This is a genomic window from Enterobacter sp. ENT03 (assembly GCF_019218745.1).
Classification (GTDB): Bacteria; Pseudomonadota; Gammaproteobacteria; order Enterobacterales; family Enterobacteriaceae; genus Enterobacter_D.
Genome location: NZ_JAHUXA010000003.1, coordinates 134,307 through 155,563 on the forward strand (window position 1 = coordinate 134,307; position 21,257 = coordinate 155,563).

Annotated in this window: 22 protein-coding genes and 2 pseudogenes; 21 read left to right on the top strand and 3 right to left on the bottom strand. The window is 53.0% G+C overall.

Going from position 1 to position 21,257, the window contains the following annotated elements; translation table 11 throughout:
- Positions 1–21 precede the first annotated feature (21 nt).
- From KW828_RS07355 to KW828_RS07375, 5 genes and pseudogenes are all read left to right on the top strand, one after another.
- Positions 22–252, top strand: coding sequence for a cor protein (locus KW828_RS07355; RefSeq protein WP_218335772.1), 231 nt, complete (start codon positions 22–24; stop codon positions 250–252).
- A gap of 56 nt (positions 253–308) precedes the next feature.
- Positions 309–1,571 (top strand): tail fiber domain-containing protein, encoded by a 1,263-nt coding sequence (locus KW828_RS07360; protein ID WP_218335773.1) that lies wholly within the window; start codon positions 309–311, stop codon positions 1,569–1,571.
- A 24-nt stretch (positions 1,572–1,595) separates the two neighbouring features.
- Positions 1,596–1,727 (top strand): annotated as a pseudogene (locus KW828_RS07365) (helix-turn-helix domain-containing protein); the annotation flags it as partial.
- Positions 1,728–1,903: 176 nt separating this feature from the next.
- On the top strand, positions 1,904–2,143 hold the full coding sequence (locus KW828_RS07370; RefSeq protein ID WP_218335774.1) for a DNA polymerase V: 240 nt from the start codon (positions 1,904–1,906) through the stop codon (positions 2,141–2,143).
- 1 nt (position 2,144) lies between these two features.
- A complete protein-coding gene (locus KW828_RS07375; RefSeq protein WP_218335775.1) occupies positions 2,145–2,474 on the top strand; it encodes a hypothetical protein in 330 nt (109 codons plus the stop codon).
- A gap of 162 nt (positions 2,475–2,636) precedes the next feature.
- Here KW828_RS07375 and KW828_RS21895 read toward each other — a convergent pair.
- Both KW828_RS21895 and KW828_RS07380 read right to left on the bottom strand, forming a co-directional pair.
- Positions 2,637–2,735 (bottom strand): annotated as a pseudogene (locus tag KW828_RS21895) (hypothetical protein); the annotation flags it as partial.
- Positions 2,732–3,298 (bottom strand): hydrolase, encoded by a 567-nt coding sequence (locus KW828_RS07380; RefSeq protein ID WP_088218792.1) that lies wholly within the window; start codon positions 3,296–3,298, stop codon positions 2,732–2,734. The pseudogene KW828_RS21895 and the gene KW828_RS07380, both read right to left, overlap by 4 nt.
- Positions 3,299–3,564: 266 nt before the next feature.
- Here KW828_RS07380 and aspS point away from each other — a divergent pair, with 266 nt between their 5' ends.
- The 6 genes from aspS to ruvB all read left to right on the top strand — a co-directional run bounded on the left by aspS (position 3,565) and on the right by ruvB (position 8,831).
- Positions 3,565–5,343 carry an aspartate--tRNA ligase gene (gene aspS, locus KW828_RS07385; RefSeq protein WP_088218791.1) on the top strand — a complete coding sequence of 593 codons (1,779 nt, stop codon included), beginning with the start codon at positions 3,565–3,567 and terminating at the stop codon, positions 5,341–5,343.
- Position 5,344: 1 nt separating this feature from the next.
- Positions 5,345–5,788, top strand: a complete 444-nt coding sequence (gene nudB, locus KW828_RS07390; RefSeq protein WP_072568799.1) for a dihydroneopterin triphosphate diphosphatase — start codon at positions 5,345–5,347, stop codon at positions 5,786–5,788.
- 27 nt (positions 5,789–5,815) lie between these two features.
- Positions 5,816–6,559 carry a YebC/PmpR family DNA-binding transcriptional regulator gene (locus tag KW828_RS07395; RefSeq protein ID WP_088218789.1) on the top strand — a complete coding sequence of 248 codons (744 nt, stop codon included), beginning with the start codon at positions 5,816–5,818 and terminating at the stop codon, positions 6,557–6,559.
- A gap of 34 nt (positions 6,560–6,593) precedes the next feature.
- Entirely contained in the window at positions 6,594–7,115 is a 522-nt protein-coding gene (gene ruvC / locus KW828_RS07400; protein WP_129362828.1) for a crossover junction endodeoxyribonuclease RuvC, read from the top strand.
- A gap of 82 nt (positions 7,116–7,197) precedes the next feature.
- Positions 7,198–7,809, top strand: coding sequence for a Holliday junction branch migration protein RuvA (gene ruvA, locus KW828_RS07405; RefSeq protein WP_218335776.1), 612 nt, complete (start codon positions 7,198–7,200; stop codon positions 7,807–7,809).
- Between the two features lie 11 nt (positions 7,810–7,820).
- Entirely contained in the window at positions 7,821–8,831 is a 1,011-nt protein-coding gene (gene ruvB, locus KW828_RS07410; protein WP_218335777.1) for a Holliday junction branch migration DNA helicase RuvB, read from the top strand.
- Between the two features lie 194 nt (positions 8,832–9,025).
- On the opposite strand, the gene KW828_RS07415 is transcribed toward ruvB, so the two are convergent.
- Positions 9,026–9,916, bottom strand: coding sequence for a LysR substrate-binding domain-containing protein (locus KW828_RS07415; protein WP_218335778.1), 891 nt, complete (start codon positions 9,914–9,916; stop codon positions 9,026–9,028).
- A gap of 223 nt (positions 9,917–10,139) precedes the next feature.
- Here KW828_RS07415 and btuC point away from each other — a divergent pair, with 223 nt between their 5' ends.
- From btuC to KW828_RS07465, 10 genes are all read left to right on the top strand, one after another.
- Positions 10,140–11,183: a vitamin B12 ABC transporter permease BtuC gene (gene btuC, locus KW828_RS07420; RefSeq protein ID WP_218335779.1), complete on the top strand. Its 1,044-nt coding sequence runs from the start codon at positions 10,140–10,142 to the stop codon at positions 11,181–11,183.
- A complete protein-coding gene (gene btuD, locus KW828_RS07425; RefSeq protein WP_218335780.1) occupies positions 11,180–11,938 on the top strand; it encodes a vitamin B12 ABC transporter ATP-binding protein BtuD in 759 nt (252 codons plus the stop codon). Before btuC ends, btuD begins: the two co-directional genes overlap by 4 nt.
- An 83-nt stretch (positions 11,939–12,021) precedes the next feature.
- The gene (locus tag KW828_RS07430; protein WP_371316093.1) at positions 12,022–13,839 is read left to right on the top strand and encodes a TonB-dependent receptor domain-containing protein; all 1,818 of its coding nucleotides are present in this window, start codon (positions 12,022–12,024) and stop codon (positions 13,837–13,839) included.
- A 59-nt stretch (positions 13,840–13,898) separates the two neighbouring features.
- Positions 13,899–14,720, top strand: coding sequence for a vitamin B12 ABC transporter substrate-binding protein BtuF (gene btuF / locus KW828_RS07435; RefSeq protein WP_218335782.1), 822 nt, complete (start codon positions 13,899–13,901; stop codon positions 14,718–14,720).
- A gap of 298 nt (positions 14,721–15,018) precedes the next feature.
- A complete protein-coding gene (gene glmS / locus KW828_RS07440; protein ID WP_218335783.1) occupies positions 15,019–15,459 on the top strand; it encodes a methylaspartate mutase subunit S in 441 nt (146 codons plus the stop codon).
- Positions 15,459–16,871 carry a methylaspartate mutase accessory protein GlmL gene (gene glmL, locus KW828_RS07445; RefSeq protein ID WP_218335784.1) on the top strand — a complete coding sequence of 471 codons (1,413 nt, stop codon included), beginning with the start codon at positions 15,459–15,461 and terminating at the stop codon, positions 16,869–16,871. Before glmS ends, glmL begins: the two co-directional genes overlap by 1 nt.
- Positions 16,858–18,306: a methylaspartate mutase subunit E gene (locus KW828_RS07450; protein WP_218335785.1), complete on the top strand. Its 1,449-nt coding sequence runs from the start codon at positions 16,858–16,860 to the stop codon at positions 18,304–18,306. The genes glmL and KW828_RS07450 overlap by 14 nt, the downstream gene beginning before the upstream one ends.
- Positions 18,303–19,553, top strand: a complete 1,251-nt coding sequence (locus tag KW828_RS07455) for a methylaspartate ammonia-lyase (protein ID WP_218335786.1) — start codon at positions 18,303–18,305, stop codon at positions 19,551–19,553. Before KW828_RS07450 ends, KW828_RS07455 begins: the two co-directional genes overlap by 4 nt.
- Complete coding sequence (locus KW828_RS07460) at positions 19,546–20,907, top strand: acyclic terpene utilization AtuA family protein (protein ID WP_218335787.1); 1,362 nt, start codon at positions 19,546–19,548, stop codon at positions 20,905–20,907. Before KW828_RS07455 ends, KW828_RS07460 begins: the two co-directional genes overlap by 8 nt.
- Positions 20,907–21,227 (top strand): DUF4387 domain-containing protein, encoded by a 321-nt coding sequence (locus tag KW828_RS07465; protein WP_218335788.1) that lies wholly within the window; start codon positions 20,907–20,909, stop codon positions 21,225–21,227. The genes KW828_RS07460 and KW828_RS07465 overlap by 1 nt, the downstream gene beginning before the upstream one ends.
- Positions 21,228–21,257: the final 30 nt, after the last annotated feature.

Sequence of the window (21,257 nt, forward strand, 5' to 3'; positions counted from 1 at the left end):
ATTTATATAAGGTAGCTGCACATGTTTAAAAAAATCATTATCGCCATTCCTTTTCTGCTATCCGCCTGTGCTGGCTCCTTGCCTTCACAAAAACCGATTTGTCAGTCCACCGCTATAACCGGCGGCCAGGAATATAGCGTTAATATCTACGGAGTGCGCAAGCAAAATGGTCAGACGCTTTTGAAGGCAGGTTATCCATTTAACTGGCAGTGGGTTAATCTTTCTAACTTTACGAACACCAACTGCAAATAATACAAGTCCAATTCACAAGCCCGCCTCGGCGGGTTTTTTATTGCCCGGAGAAAAACATGATTTATAACGCAGGTACGATTTCATTCAGCGGGAATACGGTTACAGGTAACGGGACCAGCTTCACTGCGCCAGCCAGCCAGATCCGTATCGGGCAGACGCTGCTGATTGCATCCAACCCCGTGCAGCTCGTTCAGATAACGGCAATCAACAGCGCCACATCCCTGACCGTTACTCCGGCAGCGGCACCGGCAGTTTCTGGTCAGAAGTACGCTATTCTGGTCACAGACAGCCTTTCGGTTGATGGACTGGCTCAAAGCATCTCACTCCTCATTAATGAATATGATGAGAACATCGGCGCATGGGAGGCTTTTGCCAGTACGAGCGCAAATCAGAGTGTCACAGTCACCATCAACGGCCAGAGCATCACTATTCCTGCGGTGGGTAAGCTATTGCAAAAAGGAAGCAATGGCGCGCTGGCGGTTAAAGACGGCGGTACCGGCGCAAATGACGCCGCAGGCGCTCGCTCAAACCTCGGTTTAGGATATGGCACCACAGCAGGCACTGTTGCTGCCGGGGATGACTCGCGATTTAATACCATCGATGGCAAGACCGGTGGCGTTATTAAGGGTGGCACGACTGTCACGCCTGTATCGGGGGATTTAACCGGTCCACGGTCATTTATTGGTGCCGGCAGCCTTGATCTTTACGCCTCATCACTTCCCAATGTTGCATTTTATTACGGGAACGCCGCGACTTACACATCGCGATTCATCGAAGCCTCGGCAGGCGTAATGGCGTTGCAGGCTGGAGGCGGCATAGCCAGATTAAGGGTCGAGGGCGGGATTGTGTGTCGCGCCGGGTTGACCGGCGTCTCCCGCCCGAATTGCTTTAACTTCGACTTCTCAGGCGGGACCCTGCTTTACATCGATCAGACCCTGATAGGCAGCGTCAACACGTCATCCGTTTCTGATAAGCGACTAAAAAAAGAGGTTGTTTACCAGGACGACTCGGACAATATCGCCGCCTATGAACAGGTAATGCAATGGCGTCCGGCGACCTACAGGTTCAAAGCTCGCGGTGAGCTGATCCCCGAGTCGGATACTAAACTCGGGATTATCGCGAATGACCTCGTAGAGATTAGCCCCGAGTGTGTAGACGGGCATGGTCTTGATGATTCCTATGATGGCATCAACCCCTATAACGCATTTTATCTGGATCATGATGCCATGCTGATGAAACTGACTATGGCTATTCAGCACCAGTCCGGGCTGATTGAAAAGCTTCAGAGTGAGATTCAGGAACTTAAATCTGGTTCATAACAACTTATCGGCTGTTCAGCGATATTAACAATCGAGCAGTGGGCGCAGGCCGGGAGGCTTATAGAAAACGGCGTGAACAGAAAGCAGGTGGCGATCATCTATGACGTGGCAGTGTGCACTTTGTATAAAAAATTCCCGGTGTCAAAACAGGTTTAACTGCGCGCACATCAAGTATGCAAAGAAAATTTACAAATACCACAATTCGATAGACGAGAAAAACTTCCACTCGAAGCCGTGAGGCTTTGAGCGGGTGGCACCCAGGTAGACTCTTGCGTTTCTTTCGGAATAAAACTACTGTATATATAAACAGTGTTGGTTTAAGGAGGGAAGTCATGCCGCGTTACGACGATAAAATTACCGCATTCACCAGGTCGATCAACCGAGAGCCATCAGGGCGCAAGATCGTCAAGACCAGTGCATTCGTGCGCAACCTTGCCGCGCTGAATCACGACCTGTCACTCGATGAGGCGAACCGGTGGGTCAGGATGAACGCGCGCACGTTCCGAGACGCATCGACGGAAGAGGGCGAGGATAAATTGTGGTTCCAGTTCAATCCTAACGGAGGGCTTTGACATGGGATTTCCTTCACCGGCGGCTGATTACGTGCAGACTACCGTAACAGCCGACAGTATTTGCGGACTGACCTCGAACAGCCTGGTTATCCAGACGGATTCCGGCCTCGCAGTAATTGACCGTGGTCTGCCGGTACGGCAGGGCGACGTACTTCTCGCCAGCCTGGAGGGGAGGAGCTACTTCGGGAAGATATGGGGGCAGGCATTCATCACACATGATGGTGATGTGATAGAAGGGGAGTGTCTTGATGACCTTCAGGTGATCGGCGTCGTCACCCATTTCATTACCGACACGCGGAATGGGCTGGATGATGACTGCCCGGTGATGTGATGGGGCATGCGTGGGGCAAAAAATCCTGTAATGGGGCATCAGTGGGGCATTTATTTATGCATGAACTTTACCGAATTACATATGAATTTTTTTATAACGTTATGAATAGGCTAAAGAAAACACATGCTCTTGGGCGTTCTTTAGTGTTTTTTATTCTTCCCGCTCCACGCAGTTAAAGTGTCGGGCATACTCTTCGAGTCCCTGAATGCCAAGCCGCGCCCATTTCGGGTGCGACCATTGGGGCAGCCCGATGTAGATCATAACGCCGCCAGCACCTCTTCGGTGCTACGTACACGACCGATGCGCGGGAAGATGTGGGTCATGCTGCCAAGGTGCTGCTCGCTGCTGGCGGCGCTACAGGCGTCTTCCACGATCACCAGCTTAAAGCCCATCTCCCAGGCGTTGCGGGCGGTGGATTCGACGCCGATATTCGTGGAAATACCGCACAGGATAATGGTGTCGATGCCACGGCGGCGCAGCTGCATTTCCAGATCGGTACCGTAGAATGCCCCCCACTGACGTTTAATGACCTCCAGATCGCTCTCTTTTTTACCCAGCGCGATCGGGTAATCCCACCAGTTATCCGGCAGGCTGTGCGCCGGGAGCGCTGCATCGACGGGCTGTTTCAGCGCTTCGGCAAAATCCGCAGACCAGCCAACGCGTACCATCACCACCGGCGCGCCTTTGACGCGACATTTATCCGCCAGTCGCGCGGCGCGGGCTACCACATCCCCGGCGCTATGCGGACCACCGGCGAACGGCAGGATCCCTTCCTGCAAATCAATAACGACCAGTGCGGTGGTGGCGGCGTTCAGTTCCAGCATAATAACTCCCGTTTATTGAATGACATCGCAAGTACCTTACCCGTATAAAAGGGTAGCGCGGCTGGCAAATATTGTTAATTTTTGTGAGATTACGCAATAAGCGCGCAGCAATCGCGCGTCCGCACGGCGTGGCACTTATCGTCCGCCAGAATTTCCAGTATAATAACCCCCTTTTTTCATCCAGTTGTGACATTAGGCTAACGCTGCGACAACGTGGCCTGCACGGCAGGCGACAATCGGCCTGCGGCAAAGTTAAGGGATATCTCATGCGTACAGAATATTGCGGACAGCTTCGACTGTCCCACGAGGGGCAGCAGGTGACTCTGTGTGGTTGGGTCAACCGTCGTCGTGATCTCGGCAGCCTGATCTTTATCGATATGCGCGACCGCGAAGGTATCGTGCAGGTGTTTTTCGATCCGGATCGCGCGGACGCATTAAAGCTGGCTTCCGAACTGCGTAATGAGTTCTGCATTAAGGTCACCGGCACCGTACGCCGCCGTGACGAGAAAAACATTAACAGCGACATGGCGACCGGCGAAATCGAAGTGCTGGCGACCGATCTGGAGATCATCAACCGTTCAGAATCGCTGCCGCTGGACTCCAATCACGTCAACACCGAAGAAGCGCGTCTGAAATTCCGTTACCTGGACCTGCGTCGCCCGGAAATGGCGACCCGTCTGAAAACGCGCGCCAAAATCACCAGCTTCGTGCGCCGCTTTATGGACGATCACGGCTTCCTCGACATCGAAACCCCGATGCTGACCAAAGCCACGCCGGAAGGCGCGCGCGACTATTTAGTGCCTTCACGTGTGCACAAAGGCAAGTTCTACGCGCTGCCGCAATCCCCACAGCTGTTTAAACAGCTGCTGATGATGTCCGGTTTTGATCGCTACTATCAGATCGTGAAATGCTTCCGCGACGAAGATTTACGTGCTGACCGCCAGCCTGAATTTACCCAGATCGACGTGGAAACCTCCTTCATGACTGCACCGCAGGTGCGCGAAGTGATGGAAGCCCTGATCCGCCAGCTGTGGCTGGAAATTAAAGGCGTCGATCTCGGCGAGTTCCCGCAGATGACCTTCGCCGAAGCTGAGCGTCGTTACGGTTCCGATAAACCGGATCTGCGTAACCCGATGGAACTGGTGGACGTAGCCGATCTGCTGAAAGACGTGGAATTTGCGGTCTTCGCAGGCCCGGCGAATGACGCTAAAGGCCGCGTAGCTGCTCTGCGTGTACCCGGTGGCGCTGCCCTTAGCCGCAAACAGATCGACGACTACGGCAATTTCATTAAGATCTACGGCGCGAAAGGCCTGGCCTATATTAAAGTGACCGAGCGGGCGAAAGGTCTGGAAGGCATTACCAGCCCGGTGGCGAAATTCCTTAACGCTGAGATTGTGGAAGCGATCCTTGCCCGCACTGACGCGCAGGATGGTGACATGATTTTCTTCGGCGCCGACAACAAGAAAGTGGTTGCCGATGCGCTGGGCGCGCTGCGTCTGAAACTCGGCAAAGATCTGAACCTCACCGACGAGTCCAAGTGGGCACCGCTGTGGGTTATCGACTTCCCGATGTTTGAAGACGACGGCGAAGGCGGCCTGACGGCGATGCACCATCCGTTCACCGCGCCAAGCAATATGACGCCGGAAGAGCTGAAAGCGGCACCGGAAACGGCTATCGCCAACGCTTATGACATGGTGATCAACGGCTACGAAGTGGGTGGTGGTTCCGTGCGTATTCACCGCAGTGAAATGCAGCAGACTGTGTTTGGCATTCTGGGCATCACCGAGCAGGAGCAGCGCGAGAAATTCGGCTTCCTGCTGGACGCCCTGAAATACGGTACACCGCCACATGCGGGCCTGGCTTTTGGTCTGGATCGCCTGACCATGCTGCTCACCGGTACTGACAACATTCGTGATGTGATCGCGTTCCCGAAAACCACCGCCGCAGCCTGTCTGATGACGGAAGCGCCGAGTTTCGCTAACGACGCGTCCCTGACCGAACTGGGTATTCAGGTCATTAAAAAAGAGTCCCCGGAGAATAAATAGTATGCAATATAAGCGTCCCGTTTCCGTGCTGGTGGTGATTTACGCGCAGGACACGAAACGGGTGCTGATGTTGCAGCGACGCGACGATCCGGATTTCTGGCAGTCGGTAACCGGCAGCCTGGAAGAGGGGGAAACCGCGTCGCAGGCCGCCCTGCGTGAAGTAAAGGAAGAGGTCGTCATTGACGTTGTGCAAGAGCAACTGACCTTAGTCGACTGTCAGCGCACGGTGGAGTTTGAGATCTTTACTCATTTGCGTCATCGCTACGCGCCGGGTATTGAGCGCAACACAGAATCCTGGTTCTGTCTTGCGCTGCCCCATGAACGGCAGATTGTGTTTACGGAACACCTGACCTACCGCTGGCTTGATGCGCCCGCTGCGGCGGCATTAACCAAATCATGGAGCAACCGGCAGGCGATTGAAGAATTTGTAATTAACGCCGCCTGAAAGGGCGAGGCTTTTGGAGATATTTTTATGGCAGGTCATAGTAAATGGGCCAACACCAAACACCGCAAAGCGGCACAGGATGCCAAACGCGGTAAGATCTTTACCAAAATTATTCGCGAGCTGGTTACCGCTGCCCGTCTGGGTGGGGGCGATCCAGGATCAAACCCGCGTCTGCGTGCTGCTATCGATAAAGCGTTGTCGAACAACATGACCCGTGACACCTTAAACCGCGCCATCGCGCGTGGTGTGGGCGGTGATGAAGACAACAACATGGAAACCATCATTTATGAAGGTTACGGTCCTGGCGGCACGGCGGTCATGGTTGAATGCCTCTCTGATAACCGTAACCGTACGGTGGCGGAAGTGCGTCACGCGTTCAACAAATGCGGCGGTAACCTCGGCACTGACGGCTCCGTAGCCTACCTGTTCAGCAAGAAAGGCGTCATCTCCTTCGAAAAGGGCGATGAAGACACCATCATGGAAGCAGCGCTGGAAGCCGGTGCGGAAGACGTGATGACCTTCGACGACGGCGCTATCGACGTTTATACCGCCTGGGAAGAGATGGGTGCGGTGAAAGATGCGCTGGAAGCGGCTGGCCTGAAAGCCGACGCGGCAGAAGTCTCCATGATCCCGTCCACCAAAGCGGATATGGATGCCGAAACGGCGCCGAAACTGCTGCGCCTGATCGACATGCTGGAAGACTGCGATGACGTGCAGGAAGTCTACCATAACGGCGAGATCTCTGATGAGGTTGCGGCAACGTTAGAATGACGTGCCTGGCAGGCCGTGATGACGGAGGTGCGTGATGTCGATTATTCTCGGTATTGACCCCGGCTCACGCATCACCGGTTATGGCGTTATCCGTCAGGTCGGCAGGCAGCTGACCTATCTCGGCAGCGGCTGTATTCGGACCAAAGTCGATGATTTACCGTCCCGTCTGAAGCTGATTTACGCGGGCGTGACGGAAATCATTACCCAGTTCCAGCCGGACTATTTCGCTATCGAACAGGTGTTCATGGCGAAAAACGCCGACTCGGCGCTGAAGCTGGGGCAGGCGCGTGGCGTGGCGATTGTCGCTGCCGTAAACCAGGATCTGCCGGTGTTTGAATATGCCGCAAGGCAGGTAAAACAGACGGTGGTGGGGACCGGCAGCGCCGAGAAAAGCCAGGTTCAGCATATGGTTCGTACCCTTCTGAAACTGCCGGCGAATCCTCAGGCCGACGCCGCCGATGCACTGGCGATTGCCATCACGCATTGTCACGTCAGCCAGAACGCGGTGCAAATCAGCGACACCCGGCTCAACCTGGCGCGCGGGCGATTGCGATAATTGCAAATCAGGCTGGATATTTATCCAGCCTTTTTTATATGATAGCCCCCAATAACTTTGCTCATTAACGCAGGAGCGCAATGTGATAGGCAGACTCAGAGGCATTATTCTCGAAAAACAACCCCCGCTGGTACTGCTTGAGACGGGTGGCGTAGGCTATGAAGTGCATATGCCAATGACCTGCTTTTATGAACTGCCGGATGCCGGGCAGGAAGCCATTGTCTTTACGCAGTTTGTGGTACGCGAAGACGCGCAACTGCTGTACGGTTTTAACAACAAGCAGGAACGTACACTGTTTCGTGAGCTGATCAAAACTAACGGCGTCGGCCCGAAGCTGGCGCTGGCGATCCTCTCAGGCATGTCTGCCCAGCAGTTCGTGAATGCCGTAGAGCGCGAAGATCCCGTGGCGCTGACCAAGTTACCGGGTGTCGGTAAGAAAACCGCGGAACGCCTGATTGTCGAAATGAAAGACCGCTTTAAAGGGCTGCATGGCGATCTGTTCACTCCCGCCAGCGATCTGGTGCTGGCATCGCCAGCCGGTCCTGCGGAAGACGATGCGGAGCAGGAAGCAGTTGCTGCGCTGGTGGCGCTGGGCTATAAACCACAGGAAGCCAGCCGCATGGTGAGTAAAATTGCTCAGCCGGGTGCGAGCAGTGAGCACCTGATCCGTGAAGCGCTCCGCGCTGCAATGTGAGGTAGTAAAGGATGATTGAAGCAGACCGTCTCGTTTCGGCCGTAAACCTGACGCCCGAAGAAGCGGTGGATCGTGCGATCCGCCCAAAACTGCTCGACGAGTATATCGGTCAGCCGCAGGTACGCTCGCAGATGGAGATCTTTATTCAGGCGGCGAAGCTGCGCGGTGATGCGCTGGATCATCTGCTGATTTTCGGCCCGCCTGGGCTTGGGAAAACCACGCTGGCAAATATTGTCGCCAATGAAATGGGCGTCAACCTGCGCACGACCTCCGGGCCGGTACTGGAAAAAGCCGGCGATCTGGCCGCCATGTTGACCAACCTTGAACCTCACGATGTGCTGTTTATCGATGAGATCCACCGCCTGTCGCCGGTGGTGGAAGAGGTGCTTTATCCGGCGATGGAAGACTATCAGCTGGATATTATGATCGGCGAAGGCCCGGCAGCGCGCTCGATCAAAATCGACTTACCGCCCTTTACGCTGATTGGCGCGACGACCCGCGCTGGCTCCCTGACCTCTCCGCTGCGTGACCGTTTCGGTATCGTGCAGCGACTGGAGTTTTATCAGGTGGCCGATTTACAGCATATCGTCGGGCGTAGCGCGCGCTATATGGGGCTGGAGCTGAGCGAAGAGGGCGCGTATGAAGTGGCGAAGCGTTCCCGTGGCACACCGCGTATCGCCAACCGTCTGCTGCGTCGCGTGCGCGACTTTGCAGAGGTGAAGTACGACGGCACCATTTCGCTTGAGATCGCTGCACAGGCGCTGGACATGCTCAATGTCGATGCCGAAGGTTTTGATTATATGGACCGCAAACTGCTGCTGGCAGTGATCGATAAGTTCTTTGGCGGCCCGGTCGGGCTGGATAACCTGGCGGCAGCCATTGGCGAAGAGCGGGAAACTATCGAAGACGTGCTGGAGCCGTTTCTTATCCAGCAGGGCTTTTTACAGCGTACACCGCGCGGACGCATGGCGACAATCAGAGCCTGGGATCACTTCGGCATTACGCCCCCGGCTTTGCCTTAGACGGATCACCCTTCGGAGTCGGGCCGGTATGCCACGAACTGAATATCGCCCGAACCACGCGCAGCGGGCAGGCGCGGGGCATGAATACTGCGGGGCACTGCAATTCATAAAGCGCAGGGTTTGCGATGAGATCACCCGAACTGCCGGAAATGCCATCTGGCAGGAGTGCCCGGCAATATTCCCCTCTGTGAACTTTATGCCATCAAGTGCTTCACCCAGTCCCGGAACAGCTTAACTTTTACAGAATTCATCGCCTCCTGTTTCCATGTCATGATATACCGGTTCCCGGTAAAAAGAGGTGCTTCACAGGGAATGATGAGGTTTCCCTGTAATAAATCTTTCTTTATGGCAAATCGTGGTAATAGCGCAATGCCTAAACTGGAACGCACGGCGGTAATAAGCATCGACAGCAAATCGAAACTTGGTCCTTTGTTCACATCCGGGTTAGTGATATTAAACTCCGCGAACCATTCCTGCCACCCTTCCGGGCGGGAGTTCTGGTGTAATAAGGTGAACTCCGAAAGTAAATTCTCGACGCTTATTTTTTTGTTGTTATCACTTAAAAGCGTTTTACTGCACACCGGGAGTAATTCTTCTTCAAATAGCGGTTCCACAAACGCCCACGGCGTACAAAAATTCTCGCGCATGATCGCAATATCACTTTTACAATTCAGAAAATCATTGACGCAGGAAAGTGCAGTCATATTCACGACAATGTTATCATTCAGCGCGGAAAACTCCTGCAGGTTAGGAATTAACCATTCCGTGCTAAGTGTGGGGGTTGTCGCAATTTCCAGCGATTGTTTCTTTTGATGGAATCGGCGAATGTGATGAGTGTCAGTTTCCAGTTTGACCAGTACGTCTCGTACCAGTGGCAGGTAATGGCGCCCGGCGTCGCTTAAAAACAGCTTTTTTTTACAACGTGAAAATAGCGGTACCTGCATGAACTCCTCAAGCGTTGCTATTTGTCGGAAAAGCGCACCTTGTGTTAATGATAACTCTTCTGCCGCCCTGGCAAAACTCTGATGCCTGGCGACAACTTCGAATGTGACTAATAATTCTGATTTCGGGATCTTCTTTTTCATAAAATTCCTACACTCGCGCAGTTATTACAAAAAAATAACCATGATGTCCGCTTTATTTAAGTTAATTGTTGGGGTTAGCAAATAACTTAAACGTACAGTTAATGAAATGGGTTTTGGCGCGAATTTCAAGTTATCTTCATTTTTTTTCAATTGCCTTATCAAGTTGCCCACCCTATATATATTCTGCCCTTGCAAGATTAATTCACAATTAAAAAAATAAGAGATGAGATATATGTCACAGATTCAAGTTGAAGACGAAAAATATGCATCTTTTATTCAGCTTAATAGTAATGAAAAAGCGTCCGATAATTTAAAGTTAATTATAATCGCTTCTTTTTTAACGTTAATGTTAATTTTCAGCTTGTGTGCGGGTGATGTTTGGTTAACTCCAGCACACTGGCTTAGCCCTGAAGCCAAAATGTTTGTCTGGAATCTACGGTTTCCGCGCGTGTTGAGCGTTATCGGCGTTGGTGCGGCACTGGCGCTAAGTGGGGCGGTGATGCAGGCATTATTTAACAATTCTCTCGCCGATCCGGGGTTGCTTGGCGTCTCTAATGGCGCAGGCGTCGCGGTGGTGATGGCGCTCTTTTTAGCCGGTAACAGCCTGCATTTAGGCCTGCTCAGCGGATTCGCCATTTGCGGTGCCATGGCTATTACCCTGCTGCTGATTCTATTTTCCATGAAGCAGGGGATAAATAACACCCGATTGCTGCTTTTTGGGATGGCGCTGGGCATTGGCTGTAGCGCTTTTATGACCTGGGCTTTTTACTTCAGCAATAATATCGATATGCGCAAAATCATCTCCTGGACGCTGGGAGGATTTGGCGGCATCGACTGGAGTGAAGCCTGGCTGACGCTGGCGCTGATCCCGCCTGTTGGCTGGCTCTCCTGTCAGGGAAAGACCATCAATATTATCGCGCTGAATGAGTTAACCGCGAAGCAATTAGGGGTAAACGTTAAGCACTGGCGTCTCTTGCTGGTGGTATTTATTGGCTGGCTGGTGGGCGTCAGCGTGGCGCTGGCCGGTATGATCGGCTTTATCGGCTTCGTGGTGCCGCATTTGCTGCGGCTGTGGGGGATCACAAACCATCGGCGTTTGCTGCCGGGCTGCGTGCTGGCGGGCGCGTTGGTACTTCTCGCCTCTGATACTTTTGCCAGACTGGCGCTCGCGTCGGCCGAAATTCCAACCGGCGTAGTCACTGCCACTCTCGGCGCCCCCGTCTTTATCTGGATGCTGCTTCGCACACCGGGCGGAGGGGTAAAATGACGTACCTTAATATCAGCCAGCTCTCGGTGCAGGGCCGCCTTGCCCCTTTCGATGCCTGCGTAAGCCTTGGACAACTGGTGCACCTTATCGGTCCCAACGGTGCGGGGAAAAGCTCGCTCCTGCTGCGCCTCGCCGGGCTTATCAACGGCGGCGGGTCTATACATTTAGGCACGATCCCTTTCTCGGCGATGACCGCTCACGAACTCTCGATGTACCGCGCCTGTTTAATCCAACAGGATCTCCCGGATTTGTTAATCCCTGTTTTTGCTTATCTGGGCTTTTTTATTCCTAAAGGCGCATTGCCAGACGCTGTTGATGCTGCCGTTCACACGCTGTGTGAAAGACTCTTTTTAAGCGACAAACTGACTCGCCCGGTTAATCAACTTTCTGGTGGAGAGTGGCAGCGAGTACGGCTGGCATCGGTTTTTTTACAGCTGTGGCCAACGCTTAACCCCGCTGGAAAATTACTTATTCTCGATGAGCCGGCCACCAGTCTGGATATTGTGCAGCAAATTGCGCTCGACAGGCTTATCGAAGAGATGTGCGCTCACGGAATATTAGTGATTTCAAGTTCCCATGAATTAAATCACACCCTGCATCATGCCAATGAGGTCTGGATGATAAAAAAAGGTCAGATGGTCATGCGTGGCCAGTGCAAAGAGATTATGCAGCTCCCTCAGCTCAACCATTTATTTGACGCCAGATTTCATTGGGGAAAAAACGATACCGACAATTTACGATATTCATCAACTTAGGAGTAAATTTAATGCCTACCGCAGGAATAGATCAACTTCGCCGATGCGGCTGGGGAATGCCGCTATTATTTGCATTCCCCGTCATGGCGGAACAAACCATGACTGTCACCGCCAACCGCTTTTTACAACCCGTCAGCACCGTTCTTGCCCCAATGAACGTTGTCACCAAAAAAGAGATACAAAAGTGGCAGTCTAAATCCGTCTCCGACGTTATTCGCCATCTGCCTGGGGTCGACCTGGCGCAAAATGGCGGCATGGGGCATACCTCTGCGCTCTATATTCGCGGAACTGAAGCCCGCCATGTGCTCGTACTGATAGATGGGATCCCTGTACCACGTTCCGGTATTGCCAACGATCCCGACTTCTCGCAGATCCCGGTCGCCATGGTACAGCGTATCGAATATATTCGCGGTGCTCGCTCGGCGATATACGGCTCCGGCGCAATGGGCGGCGTTATCAATATCATTACTCAACATGATGACGATAAAATCCAGCTCGATAGCGGGATCGGCTCTAACGGCTACCAGCAATATGGCGCCACCATCAATAAAAAAATCGATAAAACGGTGCTGACGCTTGCGGGTAATTATGCGCGAACGAAAGGTTATGAAGTCATGCCGGACTCCGCCTATGCAGGCGATCATGAGAATAAAGGCCACCACGACAAATTCCTTTTTGGCAGCGTCTCAACCGAATTTAGCGACACCCTCAACGGCTCCCTCCGCGGTTACGGTCATTCTGGTAACACCGCTTATTCTCAGGGGGATTATGGCTACGATGGCGGTAATAATCATCTTAAAAACGACACGCAATCCTGGGATGGCGCACTGCATTACCAATCCGGTATTTACGCATCACAACTAACAGCAAGCTACCAGCGGATTAAAGACTACAACTACAACGATGCCGCAGGTCCTTATATTTCTCCCGCCACGCTGGATGATATTGAGCAGTACTATTTGCAATGGGGAAATAACATCGTGGTCGGCCACGGCATGGTGAGTGCCGGTGTCGACTGGAAGCGCGAAAAATTGACTACCACCGGCGAAACGTTCGGTCTCAAACCGGTATTTTCCAGCCAGAACTATTCGCGCGATAACACGGGGTTGTACATGGTGGGCGTGCAACAGTTTCAGGACGTGACGCTCGAGCTTTCCGGACGTGAGGATCACGATGAACAGTTTGGCTGGAACGGTACCTGGCAAACCGCCATCGGGTGGCAGTTTGCTGAAAACTACCAGACAACGCTCTCTTACGGCACCGCTTTCCTCGCGCCGTCCTTAGGCCAGCAATATGGTGCCACGCGCTTTAATATCGTCTCTAACCCGGATCTGAAACCCGAAGAGTCACGGCAGTGGGAGATGGGTCTTGAAGGTCTGACCGGCCCGCTCGACTGGAGGGTTTCGGCCTATTACAACCAAATTACCAACCTCATCGATTACAAGATGGGCGGCGACGATATGGGGTCGAGCGGTGTCTACTATAACGTCAACAAGGCCATCATTAAGGGAATCGAGTTAACCGGGCAGTTTGCAACCGGACCCATTGACCACAACGTGACGCTGCAATTTATCGATCCGAAGAATGATGTAACCGGACAACAGCTGCTGCGTCGGGCAAAAGAGCAGGTGAAGTACGAGATGAGCGGTGAAGTGGCGTCGCTGGGCTGGAACGTGGTGTACAACTACGTGGGCAAACGGAAAGACACCAGTAGCAAGGATTACAGCACCATCGACGTGGGTGGATCGTCGCTGTGGGACGTGGGCCTGTCCTGGCCGTTAACGCGTCAGCTCACTCTGAACGGTAATGTGAATAATATCTTCGACAAAACCTGGCAGACGGCCAACAGCTATAATATGCCGGGCCGCGAATACACCCTAAGCGCAAGCTACCGGTTCTAAGTCATCAAGCCTGCCACGCGAGCCATACTCTGGCTTGCGAGGCAAACCGAGGACCCCGCATGAAATCTTACCCGTCTGCGAAAAGGTCGCATTTTCTGGCGATCGCTTTTTGTCTGCTCTGTTCCACACAAGCCTGGGCATTACGCGTGGTAAGCCTTGCGCCGCATACCACCGAGATGGCTTGGGCCGCTGGTCTGGGGCCTTCTCTGATCGCCGCCAGCGACTATTCCGACTACCCCGATGCCGCGCAAAAACTGGAGCGCGTAGCCTCCGGTAACGACATTAAATTTGAACGTATTTTGCTGCTCAAGCCTGACCTGGTGCTGGCTTCCCGCGAAACTAACCCGCAGCGTGAACTTGAGAAGCTGCAAAAGTATGGGATCCCGGTGGAGTTCATTGATTCGCACCGGCTGGAGGAGATCCCACAGGACATTGAGCGTCTGGCGCGTTTTAGCGCTAATCCGGAAACCGGGGCGCGTAATGCCCGTGATTTTCGCCAGAAACTGGCGGCGCTCAGCAGAGAGTATGCAAGAGAAGACAAGATCCCCGCCGCGCTGCTCTTTGGCCTTAGCCCGTTGATGACCGCGAACGGTGAATCGATACAAAATGACGTGCTGCGGGTATGCGGCGTTAAGAACATTTTTGCCGACAGCCGGGTGGCCTGGCCGGTGGTCAGTCGTGAGCAAATTATCTCCCGTCAGCCACGATTACTGATTACCGGTACCCATCAGGAAGGCGATGAGCAGGAAATGTATTTTTGGCAACAAAAAACGGGTTATCCGGTCATTAATTTAAACCCTGACTGGTTTAACCGTAGTGGCCCTCGCATTTTATTGGCGGCACAAGATCTGTGTCAGAAAATAAAAAACGGTAGATTTTAAATCTGGCTGTGATTGAAATCACAGAACCTTGAATTAAATAAAGTAGTGAAAAATTCCTGCACGATCACAATTTTACGAAGCCGATATTTACCATAGTGGTAGCAATCAGTGCTGAGTGTATTTTTATCTGTTTAACGCATTGTTATTATTGGATTTTATCGCATGGTTTTTATCGAATAAACAACGTCAAGTTGTCTTCAGATTTTATCAATTGCAGAAATAAAACACCCAATGCATATTGCCGTCAGCAAAAGGGATTTATTACCGTCTTACCCCCTTCAACATAAAGGATAGTTAAATGAAGAAACCAACGTTAGTTATCGGCGTAATTGGGGCAGATTGCCATTCTGTTGGAAATAAAATCATGGAGCGTGTTTTCACTGAGTTTGGATTCCACGTCACAAATTTGGGTGTGATGGTGAGTCAGGACGAATATATTGATGCTGCGATTGAAACGGGTGCTGACGCAATTATTGTTTCCTCTATTTATGGTCACGGAGATACCGACTGTCTGGGTATGCGCGATCGCTGTATTGAGCGTGGTATTGGCGATATTTTGCTGTACGTCGGCGGCAACCTGGTGGTGGGAAAATACGACTTTAACGAAGTGGAACCTAAGTTTAAGGCGATGGGTTTTGATTTCGTGATGCCACCGCATCAGGAACTGGAACCTCTGTGCGACCAGATCGTTTCGGACGTTAAATCTCAAAACGAGAAATTAGCCCTCGAGGTTTGCTGATGCGAACGTTATCAATTGATATTGGCTCAACCTGGACCAAAGCGGCGCTATTTGCCGTAGAAGATCGCGAGCTGACGTTAATTAATAAAGGTCTGGTACCCACGACCACCGCAAATTTAGCCGACGGCTTTTTCAGCTGCGTGGAAAATATCTTACAGGAAGATGTGCGCGGCTTACTGAGCCGGGGCGAACTGTCGGTCAATTACTCTTCGTCGGCGAAAGGTGGACTTGCGGTGGCGGCCCTGGGTCTGGTGCCCTGCATTACGCTTGAATCTGCGAAGGTCACTGCACATTCAGCGGGCGCTAAGATTGTTCACTATTACTCCTACAAGCTGACCCGTCACGATATTCACGAGCTGGAAAGCTCACCGCCTGACATTTTGCTGTTTACCGGCGGAACCGACGGCGGCGAAGAAAAATATGGTCTGGTCAATGCCCGCATGCTGGCTGAATCACGTCTCGACTGCGCGATCATCTTTGCCGGTAACCGCGACATTCAGGATGAGGTGCGCCATCTATTGCGCGACAAGGATCTTACGATTGTCGACAACGTGCTGCCCGATCTTAATACCCCAAATCCTGAACCGGCGCGCAAAGCTATTTGCGACGTTTTTTTAAAACGCATTGTGAAAGGTAAGGGGCTGGACAAGATTGTCGATGTCATAGGCAAAGAGCCGCTACCGACACCGTACACCGTGTATGAGCTGGTGGATCATATTAGTCAGTCTTCCGCAGACTGGCGCGAGTTTATGTTATTTGACATGGGCGGAGCCACGACCGACGTCTATTCCACCTGCGATAACATCCTGACGCCGGATACGTTTAAGCACGGTCTTGAAGAGCCGTTTTTAAAACGCACGGTAGAAGGCGATCTCGGTATGCGCGTGTCGTCTGTCACGGCAGGCGACAGTGCGCGAGCGCTGGTTGAAACACTCTTTGCAAATAAGCCAGACGAGAAAGCAGCGTTTTATGACTATCTGCGCCGGGTTAATGCGCAGCCGGAACATACCCCTCGCAACGCCACGGAAGCCGGGTTTGACACCGTGCTTGCCGGGTTGAACGTGGGATATGCCAGTGAACGCCATGCCGGTACCAAACGGACGGTGGCAACCGTCGCGGGCAATCGCGAACTGCAAATTGGTCGGGATTTAACCCCTGTTCGTAAAATTATTGGTACAGGCGGGTGGTTATCGCGTGCGCAGGACTTCGATATTCACCAATGGATCAAATACCGCGATATGGATGCGCAAGGCAAAAAGATCCTTTTACCCACTGAATTTGAATATTACCGGGATAGCCAGGGATTAATTCCCTTACTGGCAAACGTTGCCCGTGAATATCCCGAACATGCTGCAATGACCAGTATTAAAAATTTAACTGACAACCGAGGCCGTAAATATGGACATTCATAATAAAAAAATAGCGCTCGATGATTTTATGAAAGAGCGTAAAACCGTGTTAACCACCTGGGAAACCGGTAAAGACGTTCAGAGCATTGAAGACGGCATGGCGTATCAGCAAACCATTCCAGATTCCAAAAATTTTGCGTTAACGCTGCTCAAAGCCGATCAGGCGGGGATCACCCTGAGCCAACCGCGTGCCGGTGTGGCGCTGATGGATGAGCACATTGCGCTGCTGAAAAAACTGGAGCCAGACTGTGACTTACTGCCATCCACCATTGATGCCTACACCCGCCACAACCGTTATGAAGAAGCGGCCATTGGTATCAGGCACTCCATCGAAGCAGGCACCTCGAAGTTAAACGGCCTGCCGGTCGTTAATCACGGTGTGGCCGAATGCCGTCGCTTAACCGAAGCGCTGGTGAAACCGGTTCAGGTGCGCCATGGCACGCCGGATGCTCGCCTGCTGATGGAAATCAGTATGGCCTCGGGATTTACCTCTTTTGAAGGCGGCGGTATCTCCTACAACGTGCCGTACACCAAGCGTGTCACTATCGAAAAATCGCTGCGCGACTGGCAGTACGTCGATCGCCTGTGCGGCATCTACCAGGAAAATGGCATCACCATCAACCGCGAACCGTTCGGCCCGCTGACCGGCACGCTGGTGCCGCCGTTCATGTCTCATGCCATCGCGCTGATTGAAGGTCTGCTGGCGCTGGAGCAGGGCGTGAAATCGATCACGCTCGGTTACGGTCAGGTGGGTAACATGGTGCAGGACGTGGCGGCCGTTCAGTCTCTGCGCGAGCTGGGCCATGAGTACTTTACCGAACATGGCTACTCCGATTACGAGCTATCCACGGTGTTCCACCAGTGGATGGGCGGTTTTCCGGAGCAGGAGCCGAATGCGTTTGGCTTGATCTCCTTCGGTGCGCTGGTTGCTGGCCTTGCCGGTGCGACCAAAGTGATCACCAAGTCGCCGCATGAAGCCTTTGGTATTCCGACCGCTGCCGCCAACATTCAGGGCCTGCAGGCTTCCCGCCAGATGCTGAATCTGGTGCGCGATCAGAGCTTCCCGCAGTGCGGCGACGTGCAGCGTGAAGTGGACCTCATTAAAGCGGAAGTGCGCGCCGTCATGAACAAAGTCTTCGCGCTGGGCGAGGGGGATCTGGCTCGCGGTACCGTGCTAGCCTTCGAAGCCGGGGTGCTGGATGTCCCGTTCGCGCCATCAATGTACAACCAGGGCAAGATCCTGCCGGTCCGTGATAACAAAGGCGCTATTCGCCTGTTTGAACACGGCAATATTCCGCTGCCAGACGACATTCTGACGCTGCACCGCGACTTTATCGCCGAGCGCGCCACCGCTGAAAAACGCAAACCCTGCTTCCAGATGATCGTTGACGACATCATGGCAGTTTCCGATTCCCAGTTAATAGGACGTCCGCAATGAAAATTAAAAATGTGATTTTTACCCCAGGCTATTCATCTTTTTATTTTGACGACCAGCAGGCAATTAAAAACGGCGCGGAACACGATGGCTTTACCTATACCGGAAAGCCTGTCACGGAAGGTTTCAATGCTATTCGCCAGGCGGGTGAGTGCGTGTGCATCCAGCTGATTCTGGAAAACGGTGCAGTAGCCGTGGGCGATTGCGCAGCCGTGCAGTACTCCGGTGCCGGTGGTCGCGATCCGCTGTTTATTGCGAAAAACTTTATTCCGCAACTTGAAAATGACATCAAGCCTCTGCTGATGGGGCGCGAGGTGAGCGAGTTTCGCAAGAATGCGCAGTATTTCGACACGCTCAAAATCGACGGCAAGCCGCTGCACACCGCGATCCGTTATGGGCTTTCTCAGGCGCTGCTTGATGCCACCGCGCTGGCTAACAACTGCCTGAAAGCCGAAGTGGTTTGCAAAGAGTGGGATCTGCCGGTGATCGCCGATGCTATTCCCCTGTTTGCCCAGTCTGGCGACGATCGCTACCACGCCGTCGACAAAATGGTGCTCAAAAGCGTGGATGTCCTGCCGCATGCGCTTATCAACCACGTTGACAGCAAGCTTGGTCGTGAAGGTGAGAAGCTGCGTGAATATGTGCGCTGGCTGTCTGACCGCATCATGACGTTACGGACTTCGGCAGATTACAAACCGACGCTGCACATCGACGTGTACGGCACCATCGGCCTTATTTTCAACAACGATCCGATTAAATGCGCGGCGTACATTGCAAGTCTGGAGCCGGAAGCACAAGGCCTGCCGCTCTATATCGAAGGCCCGGTTGATGCGGGTAACAAACCGGATCAGATCCGCCAACTGACTGAGATAACCCAGGAACTGGCGCGCCTTAAATCTGGCGTAAAAATCGTCGCCGACGAATGGTGCAACACCTTTGAAGACATCGTTGATTTCACCAACGCGAAATCCTGCCACATGGTGCAGATCAAAACCCCGGATCTCGGCAGCATCCACAACGTGGTCGATGCCGTGCTGTATTGCAACGATCACGATATGGAAGCCTACCAGGGCGGTACCTGCAACGAAACCATTAACAGCGCCCGCACCTGCGTGCACGTCGCCATGGCGGCACGTCCAGTCCGTATGCTTGTTAAGCCGGGCATGGGCTTCGATGAAGGTATGAACATCGTTTACAACGAAATGCATCGCACCATAGCGTTGCTGAAGGCGGAAGAGACTTATGCCTAAGACGTTTAAAATCCTGTCGCCGACAGCCATTCTCGGCTATGGCTTTCCGGAAGAGAGTTTTAACCGCGCGATGCTGGAAAAACCGGATTTGATCGCGGTTGATGGCGGATCGTCGGATCCGGGTCCACATTATCTGGGCTCGGGAAAAGCATTCACCGATCGCGAAGGGGTGAAGCGCGATCTGCGTTACATGATCCGCGCTGGGGTGACCAACAATATTCCGGTCGTCGTCGGCACCGCAGGCGGATCCGGGGCAATCTCACACCTGTCATGGTGCCGCGATATTGTTCGTGAAATCGCTCAGGAAGAGGGGCTAACCTTTACACTCGCGACTATTCCGACCGATATTGACAAGGCAACAGTGCATGAAGCGCTGGACAAGGGCAGGATCCACGCACTGGACTGCGTACCGGAATTGACACACGAGGCGATCGACGACACCACCGCAATCGTGGCGCAAATAGGTCTGCAACCTTTCCAGGACGCGCTTGCGGCGGGTGCGCAGGTGGTGCTGGCGGGGCGTGCTTACGACCCGGCCTGCTTTGCGGCGCTGCCGGTGATGCTTGGTTTCGACGAAGGCCTGGCAATGCATTGTGGCAAAATTCTCGAGTGTGCAGCTATCGCCGCAACCCCGGGTAGCGGGTCTGACTGTGCGATGGGTATCATCGACGACGTGGGCTTCACCCTTAAGGTTTTCAACCCGCTGCGTAAGTTCACCGCGACCTCGGCGGCGGCGCATACGCTGTATGAAAAATCGAATCCTTACATCCTGCCTGGACCGGGCGGGGTACTGAACCTGGAGCGTTGCGAATTCACCAGTGTCAGCGAGGATGAGGTTTATGTAACAGGTTCGCGCTTTGAAGCCACCCCCTACCAGTTGAAGCTGGAAGGTGCGCGCCGGGTCGGTTACCGCTGTATCACGATTGCCGGGACGCGCGATCCCATCATGATTGCAGGTATCGACGGCATTCTGGAGAAAGTGAAGACCCAGGCCATCAAGAACCTGAAGGTGGCAGAAGATACCATCAGGCTCAACTTCCATCTCTACGGCAAAAATGCGGTGATGGGGAAACAAGAGCCGTGCCAGCAGACACCGCATGAGATAGGCGTTTTGCTCGACATCGTTGCGCCAACGCAGGAGATGGCCAACAGCGTATGCTCGCTGGTGCGTTCAACGTTGCTGCACTATGGCTACGAGAATCGTGTGGCGACGGCGGGCAACCTGGCCTTCCCGTTCTCACCGTCAGATATTCCGACCGGTGAGGTGTATGAATTCTCGCTATATCACCTGATGGATGCAGAAGGTCTGAATTTTGCCTTCACTATGGAAACGGTATCACCGGAGGGATGCTAATGATGACACCCATTACCGATATGGCGCTGGTGATCCGCTCCAAGAACGCCGGACCCTACGAGCTGGTTCTCGATATTTTATTCAAAAATCGCGAGGACTATCTGAAGGTAAAACGGACCGGGCAGTTTACCGCTGAAGTCGTTTCCGGTCTTTATAAAATGAAACCGGAAGAAGTTCTTAATATTGTCTGGTTTGACCCTGCCAATGCCGTAAAAGTCGTTTTGCCACGGCTTATTATTTCCGGTGGTATTGGTGATTCAGATGTTTATGGCGCACAGCAGCACGCACCGCTATTAGCCATTAACTTCAATATGGATTAAACCCATTAGCCGGGGAGATCATCCTCCCCG

What these genes read in the sequence shown, in the direction of transcription:
- KW828_RS07355 (WP_218335772.1), top strand. Translation starts at nt 22, where the DNA reads ATGTTTAAAAAAATCATTATCGCCATTCCTTTTCTGCTATCCGCCTGT.
- KW828_RS07360 (WP_218335773.1), top strand. Translation starts at nt 309, where the DNA reads ATGATTTATAACGCAGGTACGATTTCATTCAGCGGGAATACGGTTACA.
- KW828_RS07370 (WP_218335774.1), top strand. Translation starts at nt 1,904, where the DNA reads ATGCCGCGTTACGACGATAAAATTACCGCATTCACCAGGTCGATCAAC.
- KW828_RS07375 (WP_218335775.1), top strand. Translation starts at nt 2,145, where the DNA reads ATGGGATTTCCTTCACCGGCGGCTGATTACGTGCAGACTACCGTAACA.
- KW828_RS07380 (WP_088218792.1), bottom strand. Translation starts at nt 3,298, where the DNA reads ATGCTGGAACTGAACGCCGCCACCACCGCACTGGTCGTTATTGATTTG.
- aspS (WP_088218791.1), top strand. Translation starts at nt 3,565, where the DNA reads ATGCGTACAGAATATTGCGGACAGCTTCGACTGTCCCACGAGGGGCAG.
- nudB (WP_072568799.1), top strand. Translation starts at nt 5,345, where the DNA reads ATGCAATATAAGCGTCCCGTTTCCGTGCTGGTGGTGATTTACGCGCAG.
- KW828_RS07395 (WP_088218789.1), top strand. Translation starts at nt 5,816, where the DNA reads ATGGCAGGTCATAGTAAATGGGCCAACACCAAACACCGCAAAGCGGCA.
- ruvC (WP_129362828.1), top strand. Translation starts at nt 6,594, where the DNA reads ATGTCGATTATTCTCGGTATTGACCCCGGCTCACGCATCACCGGTTAT.
- ruvB (WP_218335777.1), top strand. Translation starts at nt 7,821, where the DNA reads ATGATTGAAGCAGACCGTCTCGTTTCGGCCGTAAACCTGACGCCCGAA.
- KW828_RS07415 (WP_218335778.1), bottom strand. Translation starts at nt 9,916, where the DNA reads ATGAAAAAGAAGATCCCGAAATCAGAATTATTAGTCACATTCGAAGTT.
- btuC (WP_218335779.1), top strand. Translation starts at nt 10,140, where the DNA reads ATGAGATATATGTCACAGATTCAAGTTGAAGACGAAAAATATGCATCT.
- btuD (WP_218335780.1), top strand. Translation starts at nt 11,180, where the DNA reads ATGACGTACCTTAATATCAGCCAGCTCTCGGTGCAGGGCCGCCTTGCC.
- KW828_RS07430 (WP_371316093.1), top strand. Translation starts at nt 12,022, where the DNA reads ATGGCGGAACAAACCATGACTGTCACCGCCAACCGCTTTTTACAACCC.
- btuF (WP_218335782.1), top strand. Translation starts at nt 13,899, where the DNA reads ATGAAATCTTACCCGTCTGCGAAAAGGTCGCATTTTCTGGCGATCGCT.
- glmS (WP_218335783.1), top strand. Translation starts at nt 15,019, where the DNA reads ATGAAGAAACCAACGTTAGTTATCGGCGTAATTGGGGCAGATTGCCAT.
- glmL (WP_218335784.1), top strand. Translation starts at nt 15,459, where the DNA reads ATGCGAACGTTATCAATTGATATTGGCTCAACCTGGACCAAAGCGGCG.
- KW828_RS07450 (WP_218335785.1), top strand. Translation starts at nt 16,858, where the DNA reads ATGGACATTCATAATAAAAAAATAGCGCTCGATGATTTTATGAAAGAG.
- KW828_RS07455 (WP_218335786.1), top strand. Translation starts at nt 18,303, where the DNA reads ATGAAAATTAAAAATGTGATTTTTACCCCAGGCTATTCATCTTTTTAT.
- KW828_RS07460 (WP_218335787.1), top strand. Translation starts at nt 19,546, where the DNA reads ATGCCTAAGACGTTTAAAATCCTGTCGCCGACAGCCATTCTCGGCTAT.
- KW828_RS07465 (WP_218335788.1), top strand. Translation starts at nt 20,907, where the DNA reads ATGATGACACCCATTACCGATATGGCGCTGGTGATCCGCTCCAAGAAC.